This is a genomic window from Shewanella sp. CAL98-MNA-CIBAN-0140 (assembly GCF_040309905.1).
Taxonomy (GTDB): Bacteria; Pseudomonadota; Gammaproteobacteria; order Enterobacterales; family Shewanellaceae; genus Shewanella; species Shewanella psychromarinicola.
The window spans coordinates 1-21,941 of the sequence record NZ_JBEOPI010000026.1 but is presented as its reverse complement, the minus strand read 5'-3'; the positions used below and the strand labels follow the sequence as shown (position 1 = coordinate 21,941).

The 21,941-nt window shown below is 41.3% G+C and carries 20 protein-coding genes; 12 read left to right on the top strand and 8 right to left on the bottom strand.

Annotation, left to right across the window (positions count from 1 at the left end; all coding sequences use genetic code 11):
- Nucleotides 1-228: 228 nt before the first annotated feature.
- Nucleotides 229-2,085, bottom strand: coding sequence for a sensor histidine kinase (locus AAEY93_RS13975; protein ID WP_124011451.1), 1,857 nt, complete (start codon nucleotides 2,083-2,085; stop codon nucleotides 229-231).
- Nucleotides 2,086-2,263: 178 nt separating this feature from the next.
- Between AAEY93_RS13975 and AAEY93_RS13970 the strand changes: the two genes are divergently transcribed.
- From AAEY93_RS13970 to AAEY93_RS13950, 5 genes are all read left to right on the top strand, one after another.
- Complete coding sequence (locus AAEY93_RS13970; protein WP_101031591.1) at nucleotides 2,264-2,860, top strand: response regulator transcription factor; 597 nt, start codon at nucleotides 2,264-2,266, stop codon at nucleotides 2,858-2,860.
- A gap of 671 nt (nucleotides 2,861-3,531) precedes the next feature.
- Nucleotides 3,532-4,173 (top strand): peroxiredoxin, encoded by a 642-nt coding sequence (locus tag AAEY93_RS13965; protein ID WP_124011452.1) that lies wholly within the window; start codon nucleotides 3,532-3,534, stop codon nucleotides 4,171-4,173.
- A 57-nt stretch (nucleotides 4,174-4,230) separates the two neighbouring features.
- Nucleotides 4,231-5,100 (top strand): MBL fold metallo-hydrolase, encoded by an 870-nt coding sequence (locus AAEY93_RS13960; RefSeq protein ID WP_351077688.1) that lies wholly within the window; start codon nucleotides 4,231-4,233, stop codon nucleotides 5,098-5,100.
- Nucleotides 5,101-5,117: 17 nt separating this feature from the next.
- Complete coding sequence (locus AAEY93_RS13955) at nucleotides 5,118-5,867, top strand: sulfite exporter TauE/SafE family protein (protein ID WP_206191805.1); 750 nt, start codon at nucleotides 5,118-5,120, stop codon at nucleotides 5,865-5,867.
- Nucleotides 5,868-5,882: 15 nt separating this feature from the next.
- The gene (locus AAEY93_RS13950) at nucleotides 5,883-6,287 is read left to right on the top strand and encodes a rhodanese-like domain-containing protein (protein WP_124011454.1); all 405 of its coding nucleotides are present in this window, start codon (nucleotides 5,883-5,885) and stop codon (nucleotides 6,285-6,287) included.
- Nucleotides 6,288-6,368: 81 nt separating this feature from the next.
- Here AAEY93_RS13950 and AAEY93_RS13945 read toward each other — a convergent pair whose 3' ends face one another.
- Nucleotides 6,369-7,238 carry an MBL fold metallo-hydrolase gene (locus tag AAEY93_RS13945; protein WP_101031599.1) on the bottom strand — a complete coding sequence of 290 codons (870 nt, stop codon included), beginning with the start codon at nucleotides 7,236-7,238 and terminating at the stop codon, nucleotides 6,369-6,371.
- Nucleotides 7,239-7,505: 267 nt separating this feature from the next.
- Nucleotides 7,506-8,156 carry a Tll0287-like domain-containing protein gene (locus AAEY93_RS13940; protein WP_124011456.1) on the bottom strand — a complete coding sequence of 217 codons (651 nt, stop codon included), beginning with the start codon at nucleotides 8,154-8,156 and terminating at the stop codon, nucleotides 7,506-7,508.
- A 294-nt stretch (nucleotides 8,157-8,450) separates the two neighbouring features.
- Between AAEY93_RS13940 and AAEY93_RS13935 the strand changes: the two genes are divergently transcribed.
- The gene (locus AAEY93_RS13935; protein ID WP_232772038.1) at nucleotides 8,451-9,773 is read left to right on the top strand and encodes a sigma-54 interaction domain-containing protein; all 1,323 of its coding nucleotides are present in this window, start codon (nucleotides 8,451-8,453) and stop codon (nucleotides 9,771-9,773) included.
- 26 nt (nucleotides 9,774-9,799) lie between these two features.
- Here AAEY93_RS13935 and AAEY93_RS13930 read toward each other — a convergent pair whose 3' ends face one another.
- From AAEY93_RS13930 to AAEY93_RS13920, 3 genes are all read right to left on the bottom strand, one after another.
- Complete coding sequence (locus AAEY93_RS13930; protein WP_101031603.1) at nucleotides 9,800-10,345, bottom strand: NifB/NifX family molybdenum-iron cluster-binding protein; 546 nt, start codon at nucleotides 10,343-10,345, stop codon at nucleotides 9,800-9,802.
- Nucleotides 10,346-10,741: 396 nt separating this feature from the next.
- The gene (locus AAEY93_RS13925; protein WP_124011458.1) at nucleotides 10,742-11,998 is read right to left on the bottom strand and encodes a Y-family DNA polymerase; all 1,257 of its coding nucleotides are present in this window, start codon (nucleotides 11,996-11,998) and stop codon (nucleotides 10,742-10,744) included.
- Nucleotides 11,999-12,009: 11 nt separating this feature from the next.
- Nucleotides 12,010-12,417: a LexA family protein gene (locus AAEY93_RS13920; RefSeq protein ID WP_101031607.1), complete on the bottom strand. Its 408-nt coding sequence runs from the start codon at nucleotides 12,415-12,417 to the stop codon at nucleotides 12,010-12,012.
- Nucleotides 12,418-12,726: 309 nt separating this feature from the next.
- Between AAEY93_RS13920 and AAEY93_RS13915 the strand changes: the two genes are divergently transcribed.
- The 5 genes from AAEY93_RS13915 (at nucleotide 12,727) to AAEY93_RS13895 (ending at nucleotide 18,593) form a co-directional block, all read left to right on the top strand.
- On the top strand, nucleotides 12,727-13,839 hold the full coding sequence (locus tag AAEY93_RS13915; protein WP_101031609.1) for an MlaE family ABC transporter permease: 1,113 nt from the start codon (nucleotides 12,727-12,729) through the stop codon (nucleotides 13,837-13,839).
- On the top strand, nucleotides 13,839-14,606 hold the full coding sequence (locus tag AAEY93_RS13910) for an ABC transporter ATP-binding protein (RefSeq protein WP_335687768.1): 768 nt from the start codon (nucleotides 13,839-13,841) through the stop codon (nucleotides 14,604-14,606). Before AAEY93_RS13915 ends, AAEY93_RS13910 begins: the two co-directional genes overlap by 1 nt.
- The gene (locus tag AAEY93_RS13905; RefSeq protein ID WP_351077677.1) at nucleotides 14,603-15,586 is read left to right on the top strand and encodes an MlaD family protein; all 984 of its coding nucleotides are present in this window, start codon (nucleotides 14,603-14,605) and stop codon (nucleotides 15,584-15,586) included. The genes AAEY93_RS13910 and AAEY93_RS13905 overlap by 4 nt, the downstream gene beginning before the upstream one ends.
- A 4-nt stretch (nucleotides 15,587-15,590) precedes the next feature.
- Complete coding sequence (locus AAEY93_RS13900; protein WP_124011461.1) at nucleotides 15,591-16,187, top strand: PqiC family protein; 597 nt, start codon at nucleotides 15,591-15,593, stop codon at nucleotides 16,185-16,187.
- 336 nt (nucleotides 16,188-16,523) lie between these two features.
- Entirely contained in the window at nucleotides 16,524-18,593 is a 2,070-nt protein-coding gene (locus AAEY93_RS13895) for a M13 family metallopeptidase (RefSeq protein WP_124011462.1), read from the top strand.
- 191 nt (nucleotides 18,594-18,784) lie between these two features.
- On the opposite strand, the gene AAEY93_RS13890 is transcribed toward AAEY93_RS13895, so the two are convergent.
- Both AAEY93_RS13890 and AAEY93_RS13885 read right to left on the bottom strand, forming a co-directional pair.
- Nucleotides 18,785-20,110: a hypothetical protein gene (locus tag AAEY93_RS13890; protein ID WP_101031620.1), complete on the bottom strand. Its 1,326-nt coding sequence runs from the start codon at nucleotides 20,108-20,110 to the stop codon at nucleotides 18,785-18,787.
- 684 nt (nucleotides 20,111-20,794) lie between these two features.
- Nucleotides 20,795-21,139 (bottom strand): energy transducer TonB, encoded by a 345-nt coding sequence (locus tag AAEY93_RS13885; protein WP_124011463.1) that lies wholly within the window; start codon nucleotides 21,137-21,139, stop codon nucleotides 20,795-20,797.
- Nucleotides 21,140-21,455: 316 nt separating this feature from the next.
- Between AAEY93_RS13885 and AAEY93_RS13880 the strand changes: the two genes are divergently transcribed.
- Nucleotides 21,456-21,674, top strand: coding sequence for a hypothetical protein (locus AAEY93_RS13880; RefSeq protein WP_233768529.1), 219 nt, complete (start codon nucleotides 21,456-21,458; stop codon nucleotides 21,672-21,674).
- Nucleotides 21,675-21,941 lie beyond the last annotated feature (267 nt).

The window sequence follows — 21,941 nt, the reverse complement described above, 5'->3', positions numbered from 1 at the left end:
AGGTGCGAAGTTATTACGGTTAACGTATGATTAATGGAACTTATCAAAACTTATAAACTAATAAGCACCATCGCTAAACAGATTGTTAACCGACCAATAACTTAAGGATATTGTGGTAAACCACATCGAAGATAATCATTTGATTGATATCACGGTTTCAGCGCGCAATTAAAGAGATAGCAACATATTACGAGAGTATATAAAAGCGGAAGACGAATTCTTAATAGGCTAATTAGCAGAGTTATTTAACGGTATATCGATTAATACCCGACAACCCATTTGCCAAGCTGAATCTGGATCATCTTTACATTTGGATAAATTTATTTTGCCACCAAACTGCATAATGACATCATTGCAAATGGCGAGACCTAAGCCTAAACCGTTTTCTTTAGTGGAGAAAAAGCTCGTTTTAAAATCATCTGCAGAGCAGCTCAAACCAATACCGTTATCATAAATTTTCAATTTCAATCTATGGTCAACAATATATGAATCAATCCTAATCCGGTTAGGGATTTTTGCTGAGAAACCTCTTTCTGACATGGCATCAACAGCATTTTTTAACACATTAATTAATACTTGGCAGAAGCCCACCTTATCGCCGGTTAATTTGATGTCAGTACTAGTGAGTTGAGTGTTGAGTTTAATATTATGAATTTTAAACTCATGCTCGAGTAACTCTAGGCATATCATTAATTGTTCGTGTACATAAAACTCGGTCGCTTCAGCGTTCTTTCGTTGCAACAAGCCTCTTATTCTATGGACTATTTCACCGGCACGAATCGACTGTTGGTGTATTTTATCGAGCAACTGATACTGTTTAGAATCTTCCCCAGTATTATTGGCCTGCTCAATCATACCTCCTTCACTATATTGTGTTATCGCAGCAATAGGTTGGTTAAGCTCGTGGGCTAAGCCCGCACCTATCTCGCCCAAAATGGCTGCACTTTGTAAACGCTCTAATTGCAATGCTTTGTTTTTTAATTGTCGTTCACTGCTTAATAAATTTTCACTCTTTTGTCTAAACCTATATTCCAGCCATAAGTGATAAATTGTTGCGATAACAAATAAACCTAATAAACCAAAGCCCCACTTTTGATTCAGTTTAATCCATTGCCAAACTTGTAAATAAACCGGCATTTTATTGGACTCTATATCAAGTTCTTTAAATAACTTCACCACTTGAAATTGGCTAATGGGTGCTGCCCAACCTCGATTTTGACCCACAATTGAAGCTTGATGAGTCGCACTGACTGAAAGCAATGCGCGAGTAATATCGGTTCTCACTTTTAATGGCACAGCATCTGACGAGGCAAACGACCAATTAGGATATAGATGCGTACTCACTGCACATTCATAACCTTCTGGTGTGACATCATTGATGACTCTATAATCGGCAGCATTAATGTAGCCATCTCTAACCATCTGCTCTAAAGTACAGAATGGGGTAATGGCAATATCCGCGGTGCCATCACGGACTTGGTAAATTAACGGCTCTAATGGAAAACCGAGAAAAGTCACTTTACCGAAAAAGTTATTTGTCGAATAAGCCTTGGAATTAATTAACCCTATTGCGGCTTGATAACCGCCTAATGCACTAGGGTCACTGGCCACCACGGAATGCCCAGACAAATCTTCAAGAGTCTTATATGGACTTTCACTGCGAACAATAATGGTCGCCCCAATCGCAAAAGTACTGCCATTATGCTGATTGCTTTTCATTGTGGCTAACCACGAAATAGGAAAATCACTACTCATATTAAAGTAATGCCCAGGATTGGTGACGACAAATTGCACCTGACCATTAAGTAACTGATCATTCATATGATTAAAATCTAAGGGCACCACTTCAAAACTGGCGTTTTTTACTCTTTTGGTTAAATAGGTCATTAATGGCTGCCAGCGTTGTATGCTTTTAGCCACACCATAGTTGGCTAATACCGCAACACGGTAATGGACCTGAACAGGATCTTCATTTGCAGCTTGCTGTTGAGCGACTGGCGCAATTTTGGCAGACAGTGCAAACGTTGCTGTTGAATGAACCAACAGAAAAACCAATATAAACCATAATAACAGTCCAAAACGCATCAGTAAGCTTCACCTAAATCAATGTCAATACAGCACAATAAAGGCTAGTTTAATGCAGTTATAGAAACAAAAAAGTTGCGTGTCGCACAAAAAACTCATCTACAATTTGCTCAATCTATAACAAGGATTACACTGTATTTATAATCAATTAACTTATGCTTAAATAACTTATAGCCAAATGCCGAATTTAAACAATATTTTTATGGTTGATGATGACCTCGCGATCCTTGATTCAATGCAATTTATGCTTTTGCAATACGGTTTCAACTTACAAATATACCCATCAGCTAATCAATTCCTTGCCAATAGTGATATATCTCAGCCAGGCTGTCTTATTGTTGACAGTAAAATGCCGGAAATCACCGGCCAAGAATTGCAACAAACACTCGTCAAAGGTAAAAGTCCGTTAGGGATTATTTTTCTGACCGGCCATGGTGATCTGCCGATGGCGGTTCAGGCATTTAGACAAGGTGCCTGTGATTTTTTTCAAAAACCGGTAAAAGGAATAGAGCTTGTTAGTGCAATAGAGAAAGCATTAGCTACTAGCAAATACACATTTGAAGCAATGCAATTAAGGCAACGTTACAGCACCCTAACCGAAAGAGAAAATCAGGTGCTACATCTATTAATTGATGGAAAAACCAATAAGAAAATGGCAGATATTCTGTTTGTATCGTTGCGAACCATAGAGGTTCACCGTTCAAAAATAATTAAAAAGCTCCAGGTACGTAATGCAGCTGAGTTAGCCAAATTCAGTCCCTTACTTGTTGACTAGCAAATTTCATTGATTATTTAGTGGTTACTTAACTGGATATTTAAGCTGCACTACTAAAGGTTATTTGTTCTACGTGAATAATCGATAACGCAACACAAGCAAACCAACAGCGCTATTAAATCAAGTTTTTGGATAATATGAGATAACGTTACAAACGTCCTTGTATAACCCTGTCGACTTAATTAAATTATATTCAATAGCATCAGCAATACTTTCTCTCTTTCGCTGATGCTATCTTTAATTCATAAAATGCGATGTTAAGTTACACCAGATGATGTTCTGAGTCGTTTGCACGCTGCCCTAACCTTGTTCTGGCTCTCTTTAGTGAAGATATTCGCGCATACGCCTTGTTTGTTCATGCCTCAATTCACCACTAATAGCATTTGTAGCAATACTCTTCGACCCACAGCGACAATTAACACAGTCAGTTTTGTCGCTTATGTCATATTTGACACAATAAAATGACAATTTATGATTTCCTTAATAAAACTATGACGTTAAAATTAAATATAAAAACATTAAACTGTTTATAATCATAAGCTTAATAAGTATTGTTATTTTTATTTTAATCTGACTGATGTTGGCCCAGCTATTGCTATTACTAAGTATGTTCGCAATCTACTTTATAGATTAGATTTGGATTAACTTAACCACTTTTTTGGAGTAATAACATGACTGATTCTATTGTTTCTTTTCCACAATTAAACCGACCCGCTCCGGCATTTAATACCAAGACCACACATGGCATGCGTTCACTCACTGACTATAAAGGCAAGTGGCTAGTATTGTTCTCTCATCCGGCTGATTTTACGCCTGTTTGTACTACAGAGTTTATCGGTTTTGCCCAACGTGCAGAAGAATTTGCCCAGCTTAATACCGAATTATTAGGTTTATCCATCGACAGTATTCATTCACACATCGCTTGGGTACGGAATATTGAAGAAAACTTCGGTGTTGAAATTACCTTCCCTATTATTTCCGACTTATCAATGGAAGTGGCTAAAGCCTACGGCATGATCCAACCCGGTGCGAGTGATACCGCGGCCGTCCGCGCGACCTTCATTATTGATCCTGAGGGTATTTTACGTGCCATGGTGTATTACCCAATGAGTAATGGCCGCTCTATCGATGAATTTGTTCGATTAGTCAAAGCATTGCAAACCAGTGACGCCAATGGCGTTGCCACCCCAGAAAACTGGCAGCCTGGTGATGACGTGATAGTCCCCCCACCAGCCACCACAGCAGAAGCCAAGGCCCGTTTAAGCCAAGGGTTTAAATACACAGATTGGTACTTTAGTAAAAAGTCGCTTTAAGCCTTTACCAGCACAGGGGCGCGAGTCCTTGTGCATCATTTATATAGGAGGTTTGTGATGAATTCGACGTTTAGTGTGCATGAGTTTTTAGATGAAGACAGTGAAACATTTACTTATGTCGTAGCCGATAATGCGACCTCATATGCAGTGATTATTGACCCTGTTTTAGATTTTGATTATAAATCGGGCCGCACTGATACCCGCAGTGTGCAACGTGTTTTACATTGGATTAACCGCCAGAAATTGACGGTTAAATGGATATTGGAAACCCACGCCCATGCAGACCATTTATCTGCCGCCAGTTTTCTGCGTGACAAAATAGCGGGCCAAATTGGTATTGGTGAACACATCACTCAAGTACAAGACACCTTTAAAACGATTTTTAATCTAGAGCCAGGTTTTTTGCCTAATGGCAACCAATTTGACCGGTTATTTAAACATAATGACCGCCTAAAAGTGGGTGATATGACGATTCGCATTATGCACACACCGGGCCATACACCAGCCGATCTAGCATATATCGTTAATGAGCAAGCGGCTTTTGTTGGCGACACTATTTTTATGCCTGATGTGGGTACCGCCAGATGCGATTTCCCTGGTGGTGATGCCAATACCTTATACGATTCAATTCAGACATTATTCAGCCTTCCTGAAACCACCGATATTTATGTGTGTCATGACTACCCGACCGAGGGCCGTGACCACCAATTTAAAACCCAAGTAAGCCTACAAAAAAAACACAATATCCATGTTAACGACAGCATGAAAAAAGCAGATTTTGTGGCACTTCGTCAACAACGAGACGCGACATTAACCATGCCAAGGCTGATATTGCCAGCGATTCAAGTCAACATTCGCGCAGGGCAACTACCAGCGGCTGAAGACAACGGCACTGTGTATTTAAAAATACCCATTAATATCCTTTAAGCCTAAGAGTAATCAAGATGATACAAGCAATCATTGGCGCATTATTAATTGGTTTCGTGTTAAGTGTTTTAGGCTCTGGAGGCTCAATTCTTACGGTTCCGGTGTTGCTATACCTTATTGGTATGCAAGCCGAGTTAGCCATTGCTTCATCATTATGCATCGTAGGAGCGATAAGTTTAATCAGTAGTATTGGTTTTATTAAGCAAAAAAAGGTCTCTTGGCCTCATGTATTTTTATTTGGTTTACCCGGCATGGCGGGTACTTATTTAGGTGCATGGACCAGCACCTTTGTCACCAGCGACATACAGCTAATGGTGTTTGTCATGCTAATGCTCATTGGCGCCGTCATGATGTGGCGTAATCAATCTAGCAGGTGTAAAGCGGGTGAACTAAATATCATTAAAATCCTCTCACAAGGTTTAGCTGTCGGTGTCGTGACCGGATTTGTTGGCGTTGGCGGTGGATTTTTAATTGTCCCAGCACTGGTTTTGCTCGGTGGTATTGAAATGTGGCTGGCAATAGGCACCAGCTTGGTGATTATTGCCATGAATTCACTGGTGGGCTTTGTTAAATATTACAGCTTGCTGTCAAACAAAGGACTTGAATTTGATTGGTCGGTTATCGCCATCATGATTGCCGGCGGGCTTGTCGGCAGTATTGCAGGTCAATGGATAAGCCAATATTTACCCAAAGCCATTTTACAAAAAATATTTGCCGTCTTTTTAGTCATGATGGCGCTATTTATGTTATCAAAATCTATCATTTAATATCACGAGGTACACATGAAAACAGCTCAAGAATACATAAGTGAAATCAAAGCGAATATTAGGGAAGTGAGTACTCATGAATTACATACCGCGATGAGTAAACCAGATGTGGTGATCATTGATGTTCGTGAGCATGAAGAGTTTCTGACAGGTCACATAGAAGGTGCAATAAATTTTCCTCGTGGCGTATTAGAGATGAAAATTCATGAACATCCTTTGGTGAGTCATCACTGTGAATGGGTATTAGCATTAACTGAGTTAGCTCAAAAAGACATATACCTTATTTGCCGTACGGGTGGTCGTTCAGCACTTGCCGCAGCATCATTACAGAATATGGGCTTTACCAAACCATTGTCTGTCGCTGGTGGCATGATGCAATGGCAACAAGATGAATTTCCGTTAGTGCCTCATAAGGTATAAATGCATCCAACATAAACCAGCATGTTGTGGTTTATTGCTCATTAATCATGACTGATTGCTGATTTCTAATGGCTAATCGATTTATGACAACTGGTTAAGCGGTATTTTAAGGTAAGCGTTACCCTTACGGTCTGCTGGTGGCATGTTACCTGCTCGAATATTAATTTGGATTGCCGCTAACAATAGATGCGGTATATCAGAATCAATGTGGCGTTGTTGATGTCGCTGAACAAACTCAGCGAGGGTCACTTTACCGCCGACAACGCAGTTATACCTTTTCTGCGCAATCACTGATGTTTCAAATATATTATCTTGGCGTTTGTATCCAAGGGGATCATGCCCTATAAACACCCGAGTACAATTAGGTAACGCTAATATATTGTTAATTGAATGATACAAGGTGGTCGTGCTGCTATTGGGGAAATCAGTATTCACAGTACCCCATTCTGGCGTAGATAATGTGTCACCGACAAATATCACATCTTCAATGAGATAGCTCACACAAGCAGGTGTATGTCCGGGTGTATGCATAATGTGAATAGTTAAATGACCCAATTTAATGAGTTCTTTATCGGTAAACAGTTGATCAAACTGCTCGCCATTGCACTGAAAGCTCTCATCGAGATTTAGCAATCTTTTAACGGTGTGCTGGACTTGAGTAATGTGCTCACCAATCCCCGTTGTTCCCCCGCGTTTGGTCTTGATATAACACGCCGCAGACATATGATCGCAATGTGCATGAGTTTCTAAAATCCATTCAATTTCAAATCCATGCTTATCGATATGATCAATGATGTTATCGGCAAAACATGTACTTATAGTACCAGAGGCCATATCGAAGTCTAAAACGGGATCAATAATCGCACTTTGACGAGTAGCAAGATCGGTCACCACATAGGTAATAGCATGACTAGTATGATGATAAAAAGGATCAATACGGATTTTACTCATAACAATTAACTCCCAACAAAATACCCAATGCATTTGTTAGATAAAGTCTCAGATCAATATTAGCAATAATGGTTAACATCATTTTGTAAATGACTGATAAGGAATCGTAAAGGCAGGATAATGTTAACGTAAACCACCACCATAAACAGCCCATGGGTCGCTGTGCTGTTTGCTTTAGCACCTAGCAGCGAAGCGTCCTAGGCTCTTGCTATAAGCCGCGCAGCGTCCTCGCTTCTAGGTCTTTCGCTTATATTACTTCAGCTTTGATTACGGCTTTGTTGTTGCTGTAACCGATGCGGCTTGATTATTGATAACCTTTTGTAATGAAAACGCACCGCGAATATCACCGAGGGCAAAGTTAACTGCTTTATCATTAGGATAGGTTTTGTTAATCAAAGTACTCAGCTCAGGATTAATATTACTACCATGACAACCTAAGCATAATTGTTGCGCTGGTATCGCCTTCATATAACGAAACTGTGTTTTGCCATCTTTGACGATAAACTCACTCGCCACAATGGGTTTATCAGCAGCTTGCTGTCCTGAAGCATTAACACGTTCAAATTGCTGTAATTGTGTTAACTCCCAAGCATCGGGCGTATTGGCTGGATTACGCACTCGCAAACTGGTCCGGGTAAGTGTCCAGCCCTCTTTTGAGTTTTCTGCTGCAATTGCAGGTGCTACCGCTTGGCACACCGACACTGCGTTGGTTAATCCACCTTGCTTAATGGCTGTCTTTAAATGACCTTTAAGTGCTTGGCTAAATTCGGCAATTCGTTGATTGGCCTGTTGTTCAAGCACTTGCTGCTCGGTTAATGATTCAGCTTGTCCTACCGTCGAGACGCTCATAAGCATGATTAAGCCGGCCATTTGGCTAGCCTTAATCAATGATTGTGTGTGTTTGTGTGTTAAGCGCATTATTGTTATTCCTCTATTTAAAATCGTTTAATCTCAATGAGTTTTAGGGTTATAAAAAAACCTATGACTGAGTCCAATCACAAAACATATAGCAAGATCAATACAAAGCTTGTGCCATATTACACCGACAAATTTAAAATATATAAAATCAGCCACTTAAAATTCATTGATATTTGCGAGAGGCACATGCTAGGTTATGAACTGACAAATATGGCATTGTAGTGACAAATATTGCGCTAATAATGTCACTTTAGAGATTAACTGATTAATGTGTACAGTAAGCGAGAGTGATAAATGAGTAACACCACTGTTGTGCAATCAATGATAAACGCGATTGATAAACCGGCAATATTTATTACGCCAGATTATGTTATACATGCGGTTAATCAAGCCTATTTAGAAACGTATGATACACAAGTCATATTAGGCCAAAGTAAATGCCATCAGATATCTCATCACAGTAATGAGCCTTGTGATAAACACGGTGAAGAGTGTCCTTTGCAACAATGCCAGAGTACTGCAAGGGCTGCCAATGCCGTACATATTCATAGCACTGCACACGGTAAGTCATATTGCGATATTTTAATGAAACCCATTAAAGATAACAGTGGCAAGGTATTGGGATATCTGGAGGTTTTAGATGCCATTGATTATGCATCAACAGAGTCTAAAAAAGGCACCATGGTCGGTCAATCTGCGCCGTTTAAGCAAATGCTCAACAGAATTAACCGAGCATCTCAATCCAGTATTGCGGTGCTATTGCAAGGTGAAACTGGTGCCGGTAAAGAACTCGTCGCTAAAGCTGTGCATCAAGCCAGTAGCCGCAATGATAAACCTTTTGTGGTTATTGAATGTACCGGCCTGAGTGAAAATCTGTTCGAAAGTGAGTTATTTGGTTACGAGAAAGGAGCCTTTACCGGGGCAACCACCAGCAAAAAAGGTCTGATTGAGATAGCCCATGGCGGCACGGTATTCTTTGATGAGATTGGCGATGTACCGATGAACATGCAAGTTAAACTGCTAAGGTTGCTAGAAACCCAATGTTATCGCGCCGTGGGTGGATTAAAACAAAAACGTTCCGACTTTCGATTAGTCAGCGCCAGCCATAAGAATTTACTCGATTTGGTTGAAAAAGGTGAATTTAGACGCGATCTGTATTACCGCATTGCAGGATTTCCCATTTACTTACCCTCGTTGCGTGAGCGCCTTGATGATATTCCAGGACTCGTAAATCATTTTATAAAGTACTCTGAATACAAACATAAAAGGTTTTCGGCTAACGCATTAAATCTGCTCAGTCATTATGCATATCCAGGTAATATTCGCGAACTGAAAAATATTATTGAACAATCGGCACTGATTGCCAACGAAGATATTATCCACAGCAGTGATTTACCTGAAAGCGTTCAACCTAACCACACATCGACAGATAAAAAAAATACACTAAAAACGGCAACGGAACTCATGTCACTCGATGACGTGGAGTACGCGTATCTTTCTCAGGTCTGTCAGCAATTTCAAGGATCTCCAGCAGAATTAGCCATTAAGCTTAATATTAGTGTGCGGACCTTATATCGTAAATTACAGCGCTATGAATTAAAGCTAACAGCGCTGTAATGACGCAATATCAACCATAGTTACCATTAATGTTGATGTATTAGTGAATGCTTTTTATTGCAACACGTTTTCATTGTTGCGGTTGCTGTGCCCATTTCTGATCCGCAGCAACGTTTCTTTGTCGCCATTTCAGATCCACTGCAATGACCATCGTGACTGCCCGCTTCTCCGTCAGCATGATTATGATCACAACAACCACCGTTCGCTTGTTTAGCAATATGCTTAGATGAAGGGCGTCCCTGACTTGCCTCGGTATACTCCTCACAGTCAGCTAAATTAGCACCGGCAAGATCGTCTATTGCTGTACGACCATTTTTAGCGTGAAAAACACTCAGTTGCCGACTTAATAATTTAGCTAATAGTTGTTGGCCAATGTTACGTACGATCACGCGATTAGCGCCATGTGCCAGTATCAAACTGACTAATTGTTGTTTACCCTCACATCCATCTGTTAGTGCAGGATTGGCAAAACGCCCTTTCACTTGACCTTGATCGTCAATAAAGAGCACCTCATCAGCTTTGCTAAAATGGCTGGAAATATGTTCGTCTTTCATTGGTATGGCGGTAATCATTATTTCTCCTCATGTGCATTTTGCATTAACAACGCTTTACCATTAGTTAAGTCGTCCATTAATTTAAAACACACAGATTTAAGTAACTTCAACTCGGGTTAAGAGGTGGGATAAATAGGCTTAACATAGCTTTTGGCTGCCCCATAAATAGTTAACTGAATTTTAGCGCTTGGTATAACCCAACTACAGTTAATGGCATATGCTATATATACGCTTATTTATGGCATATGCCAACTTTAATTTAGGGTTTGTGATCTGTTGCACTATTTATATCGATATCAATTATCTAAACATCTGACTGACAATCATTAGTGCCCTTGACCTTATTGCGATAAAAATAGCGGGGCGATTATTCGCTCTGTAGTGGCATTAATCATGAAAAACTAATAAAACCCCTTAACATTTTATCTTTGGCAAACATTTCCATTGGGTCGAATATTGAGGTGTTAGCAAATCACGGCGCATGGCCCACTTTTGCTCTATCCCTTGTGCGGCCAGAAACACAGTGTCGCGACCGTAGCGTTGGTTGATGCCATCTAGCGTGTGCATTAGCGCATGGGTGACCTTAGCGGTATTAAATAAATCAAATTGAAAATGCTTCTCGCTGGCTAAATCAACTAGGCCCACGCCTATTTTGTAATAGCGTACTCCTTGACGAAATAGCCTTGGAGCAGCGTGGGTCATAGCTTTGGTGAGCTCAACGCTGCAATGGGTTGGGCATGGAAAATGTACGATGACTTTATAACTTACTGGCTGTTCGTCATGGGGGGAATTACTCGCAAACAGCAACATGGTTTTACAATGGGAGTCTTGCTGACGCGCTTTGAGCGCCGCAATACCAACATGCTTACTTAACGCTTGTAATAATGACTCATAATCGGTGATGCGCTCGCCCACACTGCGGGTGGAGAAAATTTGCTTTTTATCAGCCCTCGCCTCATCCCATTGTTTACACACTTGGCCGTTAAGCTCGCGCACCGTACGCTCTATTTCAATACTAAACTGCTTTCTCGCAAGACTGGGCGGCATAGAGGCGAGATCAAATGCGCTGCGAATATTGATTAACGCAAGCTTGTTACTCATCTTCCTGCCAATTCCCCATACTTCTGCAACCGCCAACTGTTTTAAAATGTCGGTACGTTGCTGCATAGTCTCGATAACGCACACACCTTGGTATCCCTGGATTTTTTTAGCGGCGTGATTAGCAATTTTAGCCAAGGTCAAGGTTTCGGCTATGCCAACACAAACAGGTAGGCGCGCTTCTTTCCAAACCGCGCGGCGGATTAACTGACCTTGGGTATGCAGGCATTTGATCGCGGGATAACAATGCTTAAAAGACAGAAAGCTTTCATCAATCGAATACACATGCTGCTCTGGGGCAAAACGGCCTATTATTGCCATCATCTTTGCCGATAAATCGGCATACAATTCATAATTAGATGAGCAAACGATGACATTGCGCTGGGCGCATAAGGCTTTAACTTGAAAATAAGGTAAAAACTTTTGAATGCCAGCCTCTTTTGCATGTCGATTAGCGGCCACAATACAGCCATCATTATTGCTGAGCACAATCATCGGTCTACCACGCCAATCAGGACGAAACACCTGTTCAGCACTGCAATAAAAAGCATTGGCATCGACTAAGGCAAACATTTTACCTACTCTTATTTGCTTACAAGCAGTGGGCTTTGACGATGACAACGAATTGAGCGGGTCACCACGCCTTCAATACTAAAATCATCATAGTCGCAGATGGTCACTGGTAAATATTGCTCATTCGATGACACTAGCATTCGCCGTGGCATGTCGAGAATTTTACACACAAATTCACCATTAAAATTAGCCACAATCACATCGCCGCTTTTCGCGGTTTCATGGCGATCGACAATCAATAAATCGCCATCGAAGATCCCCACCCCTTGCATCGACTCGCCCTGGGCTAAGCCAAGAAAAGTCGAACTGGGATGCTGGATTAATATCTCATCAAGACTTAAGCCTAATTGAAGGTATTCGGCTGCAGGGCTTTCAAAGCCAGTAATACCGGCACTCGCTGCAATAGGAATAATGCGCATATGACAACCTCGCACACTTATAACGTGTACTGTATAAAAACACAGTACATCTTACCGCTAAATTTAGTTGGTGCAAGTTTATTTATTTTTTCTTGCGCCATGCGCTGTGCTCTTCAAGCATTGGAGTGGTTTTTATTGAACTTTAGACGCCGCTACACGGCAACCTTATCTGTTGTTTATGAAAGAATATGTTCAAGGTCAAAATATAATCAGAGTGATTGGTCTACACTGATCATCAGTACAAGAATTAACCTAGTTCGTGTATAGCGTAACCAATAGCATTATTTTTCCCTTTGCTCGGGGTCTAGTATGACACTCGCTACATTCCACATTGATATGCAAGATGATAACTGTTCACTGCATCTTACGGGTGATTGGCAATTGGGCCAAGCGCCACTGGGCGCGGATATTTGCGCTACGCTACCCTCTGCTTGTCATTCCGTCACATTAATCACCACAGAGTTGTCGCACTGGGACTCAAGTCTCGCCATTGCCTTATTACAATTGTCACGTTGGTGTGAACAACAACAAATCGCCTTAAATGTAAAAGACACCCCACAAGGATTACAGCAATTATTACAACTTGCTACCGACGTTCCTGTTTATCAAGCAACGAATGATAGTGCCATTGGCGGATTATTAGCAGCCTTACGTAGCTGGCTTATTGTGCAAGGTTTACAAGTACACGACGGATTAGTGTTTGTTGGTGAGAGTTCACTGGCATTGGGTCGTTGGTTCAGAGGCAAAGCCAGTACTCGTCGCAGTGATATCGTGTTTTTTATAGAACAAGCGGGACCTAAAGGATTGGCTATTGTCACCTTAATTAGCCTGCTTGTGGGAATGATATTGGCCTATTTAGGCTCGGTACAGCTGCGGCAATTAGGGGCTCAGGTGTATGTTGCAAATTTAGTGGCTATCGGGATGGTGCGTGAAATGGGCGCGCTCATGACAGGCGTTATCATGGCTGGCAGAACAGGGGCTGCTTATGCAGCGCAATTAGGCACAATGCAGGTCAATGAAGAAATTGATGCTCTGCGCGTAATGGGCATTTCGACCATGGAATTCCTGGTTTTACCTCGATTATTGGCATTGATTTTTATTATGCCACTGATGTGTATTTATTCAGATGTGATCGGCATGATCGGCGGTGCGATTGTTGCCAATGGCATGGGCGTAAGTTACACCCAATATATTTTGCAAACCCAGATTGCGATCGATTGGGTAGACATTTCCACCGGTTTGATAAAAAGCCTCATTTTTGGCTTTCTGATTGCTATAGCGGGTTGTCAGGCAGGCCTTCTTTGCGGTCGAGATTCTAATGCCGTTGGTTTAGCCACCACCAACGCTGTGGTTAAGGCGATTGTCTTTCTTGTGGTCTCTGACGCCGCGCTTAATATTTTGTTCGATAAATTAGGGATCTAATGATGGTTGATGATGCCTTTATCAGTGTTCGCAATCTTTGTGTCGGTTATGGCACTACCGAAGTGCAACGACAGTTAACCTTCGACATTCACAAGAATGATATCTTTTTTGTCATTGGCGGAAGTGGTTGCGGCAAAACGACCTTGCTTAAATCAATGGTAGGACTGTTAACTCCGCTCAAGGGTGAAGTACGCTATCAAGGTAAAAACTTTTATGACGCAGATGAACCGGCGCAAGTGGCTATGCTTAAAGACTGGGGCATTACCTTTCAAACTGGGGCGTTGTTTTCCAGTATGTCACTTGCTGAGAATGTCGCTTTACCGCTGCAACTTTATACCGACCTTTCGGAGCGGCAAATCGCTGAAGCCGTGGCCTATAAACTTGCATTAGTTGGCTTAGCCGGGTTCGAGAAATTTTATCCTGCCGAGTTAAGTGGCGGCATGCACAAACGCGCAGGGTTGGCGCGCGCGATTGCACTGGATCCACAATTGTTGTTTTTTGATGAACCCTCTGCAGGATTAGACCCCATTAGTTGTATGCGCTTAGATCATTTAATAGTGCAAATCTGCCAAGCACTTGATTCGACCGTGATTATCGTGTCGCACGAGCTGCCCAGTATATTGTCAATCGGTACCCGCTGTGTGTATCTGGATAATCAAACCAATACCATGCTCGACTGTGGCGATCCGAGAGAATTAAAACTTAACAGCAGCCAACCTCGGGTGCGACAATTTCTCAATCGTGCTGACAAAGTGGAGGCATCATGAGTAAAAGCCAGCGACTTCCTCTTGCGATTGGTGCCTTTATTCTGGGCGCTATTATCTTAGTGTTTATTGCACTGTTATTCTTTTCTGGAGGACGGATATTTGCCGAAAAAGCCCCCGTAGTGATGTTTTTCAACAGCTCAATCCAAGGGCTTCAGGTGGGCGCCCCCGTGAAGTTAAAAGGGGTTGTGATCGGTGAAATAAGCGATATCAGTATCGATTTCCCCAATAACAATAGCCAAGGTATTACCGCCGCTGTTCATGCTAATTTGTTGTTGAAACGCATCAATCTAAAGGGTATTCAAGTGGGCGAAGAGTTTTTCTTCCACGCCATCGATAACGGTTTACGTGCCCAGTTGAATTATCAGAGTTTATTAACTGGACTCCTCTATGTTGAGTTAGATTTTTATCCCAGTACTTTGCCTCAGTTTCATGGTGGAAACAACGCCATATTAGAGCTGCCAACCATAGAAACTGATTTCGAATCCTTGTCAAAAGATTTGCAATCTTTGAACCTTAAAAGCTTAGTCAATAATGTTGATAATTTGGCCCAACAACTCAGCGACATAGCTGCCAGCGGACAAATACAACAGGCACTGGAAAGCTTTGACAGTGCGGCTAACGCAGTCAAAAACACCGCTGTTCACATCGATACGACTCAGGCTACGTTAGGACAACATAGTGCTGAAGTTCTGGTCAAACTGGATAATCTACTTGTCCAATTGAACCAAGATGAACCTAAGGTTATTCAATCACTTGATCACAGTTTGACGGCATTACGCGAGACATTATTAAGCATTAATCAGCTCACATCCCAAGCGGGTAATTCACTTGCTCAAGATTCGCCGCTATTAATCAAGTTAGATAACACGCTAGAAGAAATTCACCGCGCCGCGCGATCACTACGCAGTTTGAGCGAAACCTTAGATGAACAGCCTGAGGCCATCATCCGCGGCAAAAAAACCATACCTTTAGGAGAATAACGTCATGAAATTTGGGTCGTGGTCAATTCATTGGGGAGCCTGCCTACTTGCGCTTAGTCTGCTTTTTGGCTGCCAAAGCTCACCCACGAAACAGTATTTTGTGCTCACGGCTATCCCCAGCCAAATTGAAGCGGGCAGTACACGCTTAGATCGTGATATTGGTATTGGGCCAGTCGAGATTGCTGAGTATCTTAACTTCACTCAGGTGGTGTACCAGCGGGAAGATGGCAGTTTGCAAAGATTCACCAATAGCTATTGGGCTGAACCACTAGACCAAGGCATTAGTCGGGTCATTCGTCTTAACCTTAGCCAAGGCGATCGCAGTCGTAACTTGATATTGTTTCCTTGGCGAGCAGATAACCGTCCTCAATACAGCATAAAAATTAAAATCATCAGTCTCAATCGTGATGGCGTCAACGCCAGAATGAATGCTAATTGGGAACTAATAGATATCCCATCAAACCGTCATATAGAACGACAACATTTTGCGGCGACGACTGAGGCAGGCTCAACAGCCGCTGAATTGGTTAACGCGTACAGCTATTTATTAGCTCAATTGGCTCAGGAAATTGATAAATCGCTGCAACGACTGCCTAATTAAGCGACCGCATGACGATCTGGTTAACTAAGTTCTGATTAAAAAGTAATAGGCTGTGACAACGTCACTCATTGCATGGTATGTAGCCGCTGGATCACCTATGCAACGAAACAAAAGATAACCTGAGGTTAGTTAGCGTTAGCGAGGCACCGATAATATTGTCAGCGCTTATACCTTATCCATCAGCGTCATCATGCTGGCTATTGAAGCGTGAAAACCATGTTCATATTGCAGTCACTAAAATTTGCTAACAATTCAAATATTGACATTTTTTGTCAATCTTTCAAGATAACCTGGCAAATAATTCTGTCAACACATTGGCTAAGGAAAACGATAACAATGAATAGATCCTTAATTGCGATTGGATTAACAACGGCACTATTAACGGGTTGTGGCGTATCTGATACAAATAACACTAAACTTGCAACCGTGACCTCACCTGCACCAGCTCAAGCAGAGTTAGGTACTTTTGGGGTAGACTTAGCCGCGCGTAATGAAGCGGTTAAACCTGGCGATGACTTTTTTATGTATTCAAGTGGCACTTGGTACGACAACTTTGTCATGCCAGCCGACAAAACCCGTTATGGCGCCTTTAATGCGTTGGCTGAGCGCAGTGAACATCAAGTCAAAGCGATTGTTGACGATATTGCCAGTCGCAGTGACTTAACTGCAGAAGAGCAATTAATTGCTGATTTTTATCATGCCTATATGGATACCGAGACCATCAATAAGTTAGGTATCACGCCCATTAAAGGTACCTTAGATCAAATTGCCGCGATAAACTCAACTCAAGACTTAACTAAAGTCTTCGGCGAGGCTTGGCTTACCGGTGCATCATCACCGATTGACGGAGGCATGTGGTTTAACCGTTTAGATCCTAATCAATATGAAATGACTCTCGGTGCCGGAGGTTTAGGTTTACCTGACCGTTCATACTACTTAGAAGAGAGTGAGCGCTTTGTGAATATCCGCAAAGCTTATGTGGATCATATCGCTAAAATGCTGGCTTTTGCTGGCATAAATGACGGCGAAAAACGTGCCCAGGCCATTCTTGTGCTCGAAACTAAAATAGCACAAGCCCAATGGCCTAGAGAAAAGCGCCGTGATCGCGACTTAACCTTAAACCAAGTTAAACGCGAAGATCTTGCTCAGCAATACCCAGGATTTGACTGGGATTTATACTTTGCGCAAACGGGTTACCAAGTACCACAACTCAATATCTCTGAGCCTGAGCCAGTTAAGGCTATGATTGGCTTGATAAACCAACAGCCATTAAGCGTATGGCAAGACTATCTGACCTTCCACACCGTCACTAATAACGCAGGGTTACTGTCAGAAGACATTTTCAATACTAACTTTGCTTTTTATGGCAAAGAATTAACTGGCCAAGAGCAACCTCGTCCTCGCTGGAAACGCGCGGTAGAAGAAATGTCAGGCACCCAATCATTAGGCTTTGCGATTGGTAAAGTGTTTGTATCGCGTTATTTCCCTGAGTCGTCTAAAAAGCAAATGGCCGAATTAGTCGAAAACTTACGCACTGCATTGGGTCAGCGTATTGATGGTTTAGAGTGGATGGGCGATGATACGAAAGTTAATGCTCATGCTAAGCTAGCAGCATTTAACCCTAAAATTGGTTATCCAGATGTATGGCAACAATTTGATGGCTTAACCCTAACTAAAAATGATTTAGTGGGTGACATTAAAAATTTACGCCAATACTTCCAAGCCGACAGCGTAGCGAAAGAACTGCAAAAAACCGACCGTAATCGTTGGGGTATGACCCCGCAAACGGTGAATGCATATTACAACAGCTCATTTAATGAGATTGTGTTTCCTGCGGCTATTTTACAACCACCCTTTTTTGATCCCAACGCAGATGCCGCGGTTAACTATGGCAGTATTGGTGCAGTAATTGGTCACGAAATGGGTCATGGTTTTGATGATCAAGGCTCTAAGTCAGATGCGAATGGCATTCAACGTAACTGGTGGACCGATGAAGACCGTGCCGCCTTTGATGCCAAAGCCGATAAGCTTGCTGAGCAATACAGCAAATATGAGCCGATCCCAGAAAACTTTGTCAACGGACGTAACAGCCTAGGTGAAAACATCGGCGACGTGGGCGGCATCGCAATGGCTTACCATGCTTACAAGTTAAGCTTAAACGGTAAAAAAGCCCCAGTCATTGATGGCGTTACTGGCGATCAACGCTTCTTTTTAGCCTGGGCTCAAGTGTGGAAAGAAAAGCGCACCGAGCAAAGCATGTTAACTCAGTTACGTGCAGGCACCCATGCCCCCGGTCGTTACCGCGCCCTTGCCCCACGTAACCACGATGCGTGGTACAAAGCTTTTGATGTTAAACCAGATGACAAGTTGTACTTGCCTGAAGATCAACGGGTACGTATTTGGTAGTTTGAGTACGTAAATAACTGCAATAACGTGCCTCGGTTGCAACAAGCATCCGTCACAATACAAAAAGGCCAGTCAGTTACTGACTGGTCTTTTATTATCACACTCTGCGCTAATACTTAAACAAATATCAGCAACCTTGTGACTCATGACAGAGGCCAATAAAGGCCTGGATAAACAGTCAGCTTGATTAATCAGTTGCTGGTAATATCGTTTGCACACTTTACAAGTCGGTGAATAATTTTCTCTTGATAAGCTTTAACCGTAGAGAAGCTTTGTATTTTCATAAATAAGTCCGAGGCAGTTTCCTTGGATACACCCGTTAAATTAACCCCCTTATACAGTGCTGGTACCGTGTTTTGTTTCATGGCATTATCTGCAAATATTAAATTTAATTTGACTACACGGGCCAACTCTTCTTGATAGAGAAAAAATTGCCTTAAATGTGTATTCTCTATTTTGGCAGTTTTGGATCTGTCTATTGTTAAAATCTCGTCAATGAGTCGGTTTAATCTACTACGAAATTTAATCGCTTCATCCATAACCTCAAGCCATTTTATTTCAGTACTTGATAACAAAGCCAAGAAATACAATGTGCGTGCTTTGTTATAATTAATGAACCCTGGCCACATAACATCTTCACTAGAAATATGAAGTGCTCTATCAAACTGGTCACATGCAGATTTTAAATACATGGTCACATCTTCTATAATTGATGGAGATATAGAGCCAATACCTTTCTGTACCAAACTAAGACCGTTAAGTGAGAGAATATCTATATCCCCCATATTTAGGGACTCTCTAAGCAAGTGCATGCCCTTTTTGTTGTAATACAAACCAAGGTAATTGTGATATATCGTTTTTGTGACAGGATTTCGAAGTATAGGTCCACGAACATGGAGAAGATCTGCATGGATATTAAAATTACCATCAGCAACAAAATTCTGATATGAAACGACAGCTTTAAATAACTTTATTGTTTCAGTTATTTGAATTGAATTTCCTTTGCTTACCGAATGTAGTATGTCACGTTGCCTATCTACCTCTATTAATATCTTGTCCATACGTTTTTTATAGAGCTTTTTATCCGTATCAGAAGCATTAAAAACAGCCGGAAATAAAACTATAAGATCAATCATATACTGCAACGTATCCGCAAAAAGCACGGCAGTACCGGACTCTTTTTTTAACTTATATTCAACTGAATCAAAGAGTTCTTTGTCGAGTGTTTTTTCGTCTTTAGACTTGAATTGATTGATTAACTCAGGAAGTGAAGTTACATAATTCTCATTATCAAGAATATTACCTTCCATTTTACTTATATTGTTCACACTGTCGATTGATGTATATGTCCTGACAGCTATAAACAGAGCTAATAGTGCAATGCAGAACCCAACGGTCGATATTGTAAAACTAAGTAAATCTTTGCCTTCTTTTAGATAATATACCCAAACTGCAATACAAGCAGAAAACATTACTAGTATAAAAATGGTGAAATATATTATTTTTGATGTGCGCATTTATCTTCCTAATATTGTTAAATTTGTACGTCTACATTGAACTAATGCCCAACACAGCAGAACGCGATAGCGCGTAAATCCACGAAGCCTTTGCATATAAAATGTCGTTCATCACACACTCTCATTGAGAGTAGGTTGTACCCATTAATAGCATTCTGACTTTTCATTGAACCATGATCAGGTACCATCTTGTAGTCACTAAATCATTTTAATAATCTCAACGTCGTTAACGTCTTGTATCCAAAGTCAACGAAAACAGGCCTCAAGATAAGAGTTGAACTTATCCATTTTTAAGCAAGGCATGTAACGCATTTATGGACAGAAGTGCGTTTGAGGTATTGATTAACTCAGCTTACTTGGTATTGGTTTAACTTGATTTATAACGTAGCTTCATTTGAACTTATTGCCTGCAGCATGTGAGCTACAGGACGTAGTAAATGTCGCGATCACAGGGATGTGAAAGAGTGATCTTAGTGCAGATGATTAAGCGAGACGCCAGCTCTTGATTTTAAAATTAGCATCCCTGTGGGCTTAACCAAAACATCCCTATTTTAGATTCTCGCTGACTCATCTACACCTGTAATTTAACTCTCTTCGATTTAGCTGCATAGTTGTCTATAGATGAAAGCTAAATAGGAAAAGTATGTCAACAAGATATGCGATAACGCCCTATTAGCTAGACATTTAACCCATCTTAAAATCTAATCGAACCGTCATATTTTGTTGAACTACTGCCTTTCCATTTTCTACCTTGGGTGCATACTTCCAATTTGAAAGCGCGCTAATTGCAGCTTTATCAAAAGTTTGTTCTGGAACAGATTTTAAAACTTTTATATTTATTGGATCACCCTTTTCACTTATATCGAAGCTCATTTGAACATAACCTTCTATTTTATTTCGAGCGGCATGAATTGGGTAAGTTGGATTTGCAGTTTCTTTCAGCGCCGCATTAGATCTATCGGGCAAAGGTGTTGAAGAGCACGCGGTAATAAAAACTAATGATATAAGCGCTAAAGTAGAATATTTCATTAAAATCCTTTTTGTGTCGTTAACGCCGCATTAAGCGGACTAGACTTGTTGGTTGTAATGCGTAGCGAAGCAGAACCTAACCAACTGTTTTAGTTCCGTTTAAACTTTTTGTGTACGCCCAGCATGGGCATGGACTAATGAGGTGATAGTCCTCTGTAGGAAGGTCACCGTTCAATAACATGCTGTTATTAAACGTTAACTACTAGCGAATGGCAAGGGCTTATCATTGATGATTGGTCTGAAGGAAGCCGCTAGCCATATATTGTAAAGAGGACTAGATGATGAACAAGAATATCATATGAGGCGTAGGCTAGAGGTGAGTTGGCAGGGTCTGCCCCGCGAAGTAAGGGATATCATCAAACAGAAACGCAAATTTGCCGTTGATGTTGATCTGTCTAAGTTCTTTGACCGAGTTAATCATGATCTCTTGATGACTCAACTTAGGATCAAGGTGCAGGATAAGCGTCTTGCCGATGTCATTCGATCATTATTGATCGGTGCAGCGGCCCCATTTACTGACACCAGTCATCCATAAGGTTGCGCATTAATTAATAGTACTTTGACATGCAATGAAGCGAGCGAATCAATAAAAATCGCTATCAATAATCGGAAAGAAAAAATCAAACCACGATAATTAATAGATTTGAATTGGCTCAAAGCAGCGGTGAACTCAATGACAGTTGCCAACCTGAAGCGTTGGCACGACTAATTATGACATTATTTAAGTAAGCGGTCAATTAAGCGGTGGAGCCCGATATCATCAAGCTTTTAGATCGGCATGCCAAGGTAATAAATCACTTAA

Bases quoted from the DNA above. Each gene is read 5' to 3' on its own strand.
- AAEY93_RS13885 (WP_124011463.1), bottom strand. From the start codon at position 21,139: ATGAAATATTCTACTTTAGCGCTTATATCATTAGTTTTTATTACCGCG.
- AAEY93_RS13895 (WP_124011462.1), top strand. From the start codon at position 16,524: ATGAATAGATCCTTAATTGCGATTGGATTAACAACGGCACTATTAACG.
- AAEY93_RS13890 (WP_101031620.1), bottom strand. From the start codon at position 20,110: ATGCGCACATCAAAAATAATATATTTCACCATTTTTATACTAGTAATG.
- AAEY93_RS13950 (WP_124011454.1), top strand. From the start codon at position 5,883: ATGAAAACAGCTCAAGAATACATAAGTGAAATCAAAGCGAATATTAGG.
- AAEY93_RS13910 (WP_335687768.1), top strand. From the start codon at position 13,839: ATGATGGTTGATGATGCCTTTATCAGTGTTCGCAATCTTTGTGTCGGT.
- AAEY93_RS13945 (WP_101031599.1), bottom strand. From the start codon at position 7,238: ATGAGTAAAATCCGTATTGATCCTTTTTATCATCATACTAGTCATGCT.
- AAEY93_RS13940 (WP_124011456.1), bottom strand. From the start codon at position 8,156: ATGCGCTTAACACACAAACACACACAATCATTGATTAAGGCTAGCCAA.
- AAEY93_RS13965 (WP_124011452.1), top strand. From the start codon at position 3,532: ATGACTGATTCTATTGTTTCTTTTCCACAATTAAACCGACCCGCTCCG.
- AAEY93_RS13905 (WP_351077677.1), top strand. From the start codon at position 14,603: ATGAGTAAAAGCCAGCGACTTCCTCTTGCGATTGGTGCCTTTATTCTG.
- AAEY93_RS13925 (WP_124011458.1), bottom strand. From the start codon at position 11,998: ATGTTTGCCTTAGTCGATGCCAATGCTTTTTATTGCAGTGCTGAACAG.
- AAEY93_RS13975 (WP_124011451.1), bottom strand. From the start codon at position 2,085: ATGCGTTTTGGACTGTTATTATGGTTTATATTGGTTTTTCTGTTGGTT.
- AAEY93_RS13930 (WP_101031603.1), bottom strand. From the start codon at position 10,345: ATGATTACCGCCATACCAATGAAAGACGAACATATTTCCAGCCATTTT.
- AAEY93_RS13960 (WP_351077688.1), top strand. From the start codon at position 4,231: ATGAATTCGACGTTTAGTGTGCATGAGTTTTTAGATGAAGACAGTGAA.
- AAEY93_RS13900 (WP_124011461.1), top strand. From the start codon at position 15,591: ATGAAATTTGGGTCGTGGTCAATTCATTGGGGAGCCTGCCTACTTGCG.
- AAEY93_RS13920 (WP_101031607.1), bottom strand. From the start codon at position 12,417: ATGCGCATTATTCCTATTGCAGCGAGTGCCGGTATTACTGGCTTTGAA.
- AAEY93_RS13970 (WP_101031591.1), top strand. From the start codon at position 2,264: ATGCCGAATTTAAACAATATTTTTATGGTTGATGATGACCTCGCGATC.
- AAEY93_RS13935 (WP_232772038.1), top strand. From the start codon at position 8,451: ATGAGTAACACCACTGTTGTGCAATCAATGATAAACGCGATTGATAAA.
- AAEY93_RS13915 (WP_101031609.1), top strand. From the start codon at position 12,727: ATGACACTCGCTACATTCCACATTGATATGCAAGATGATAACTGTTCA.
- AAEY93_RS13955 (WP_206191805.1), top strand. From the start codon at position 5,118: ATGATACAAGCAATCATTGGCGCATTATTAATTGGTTTCGTGTTAAGT.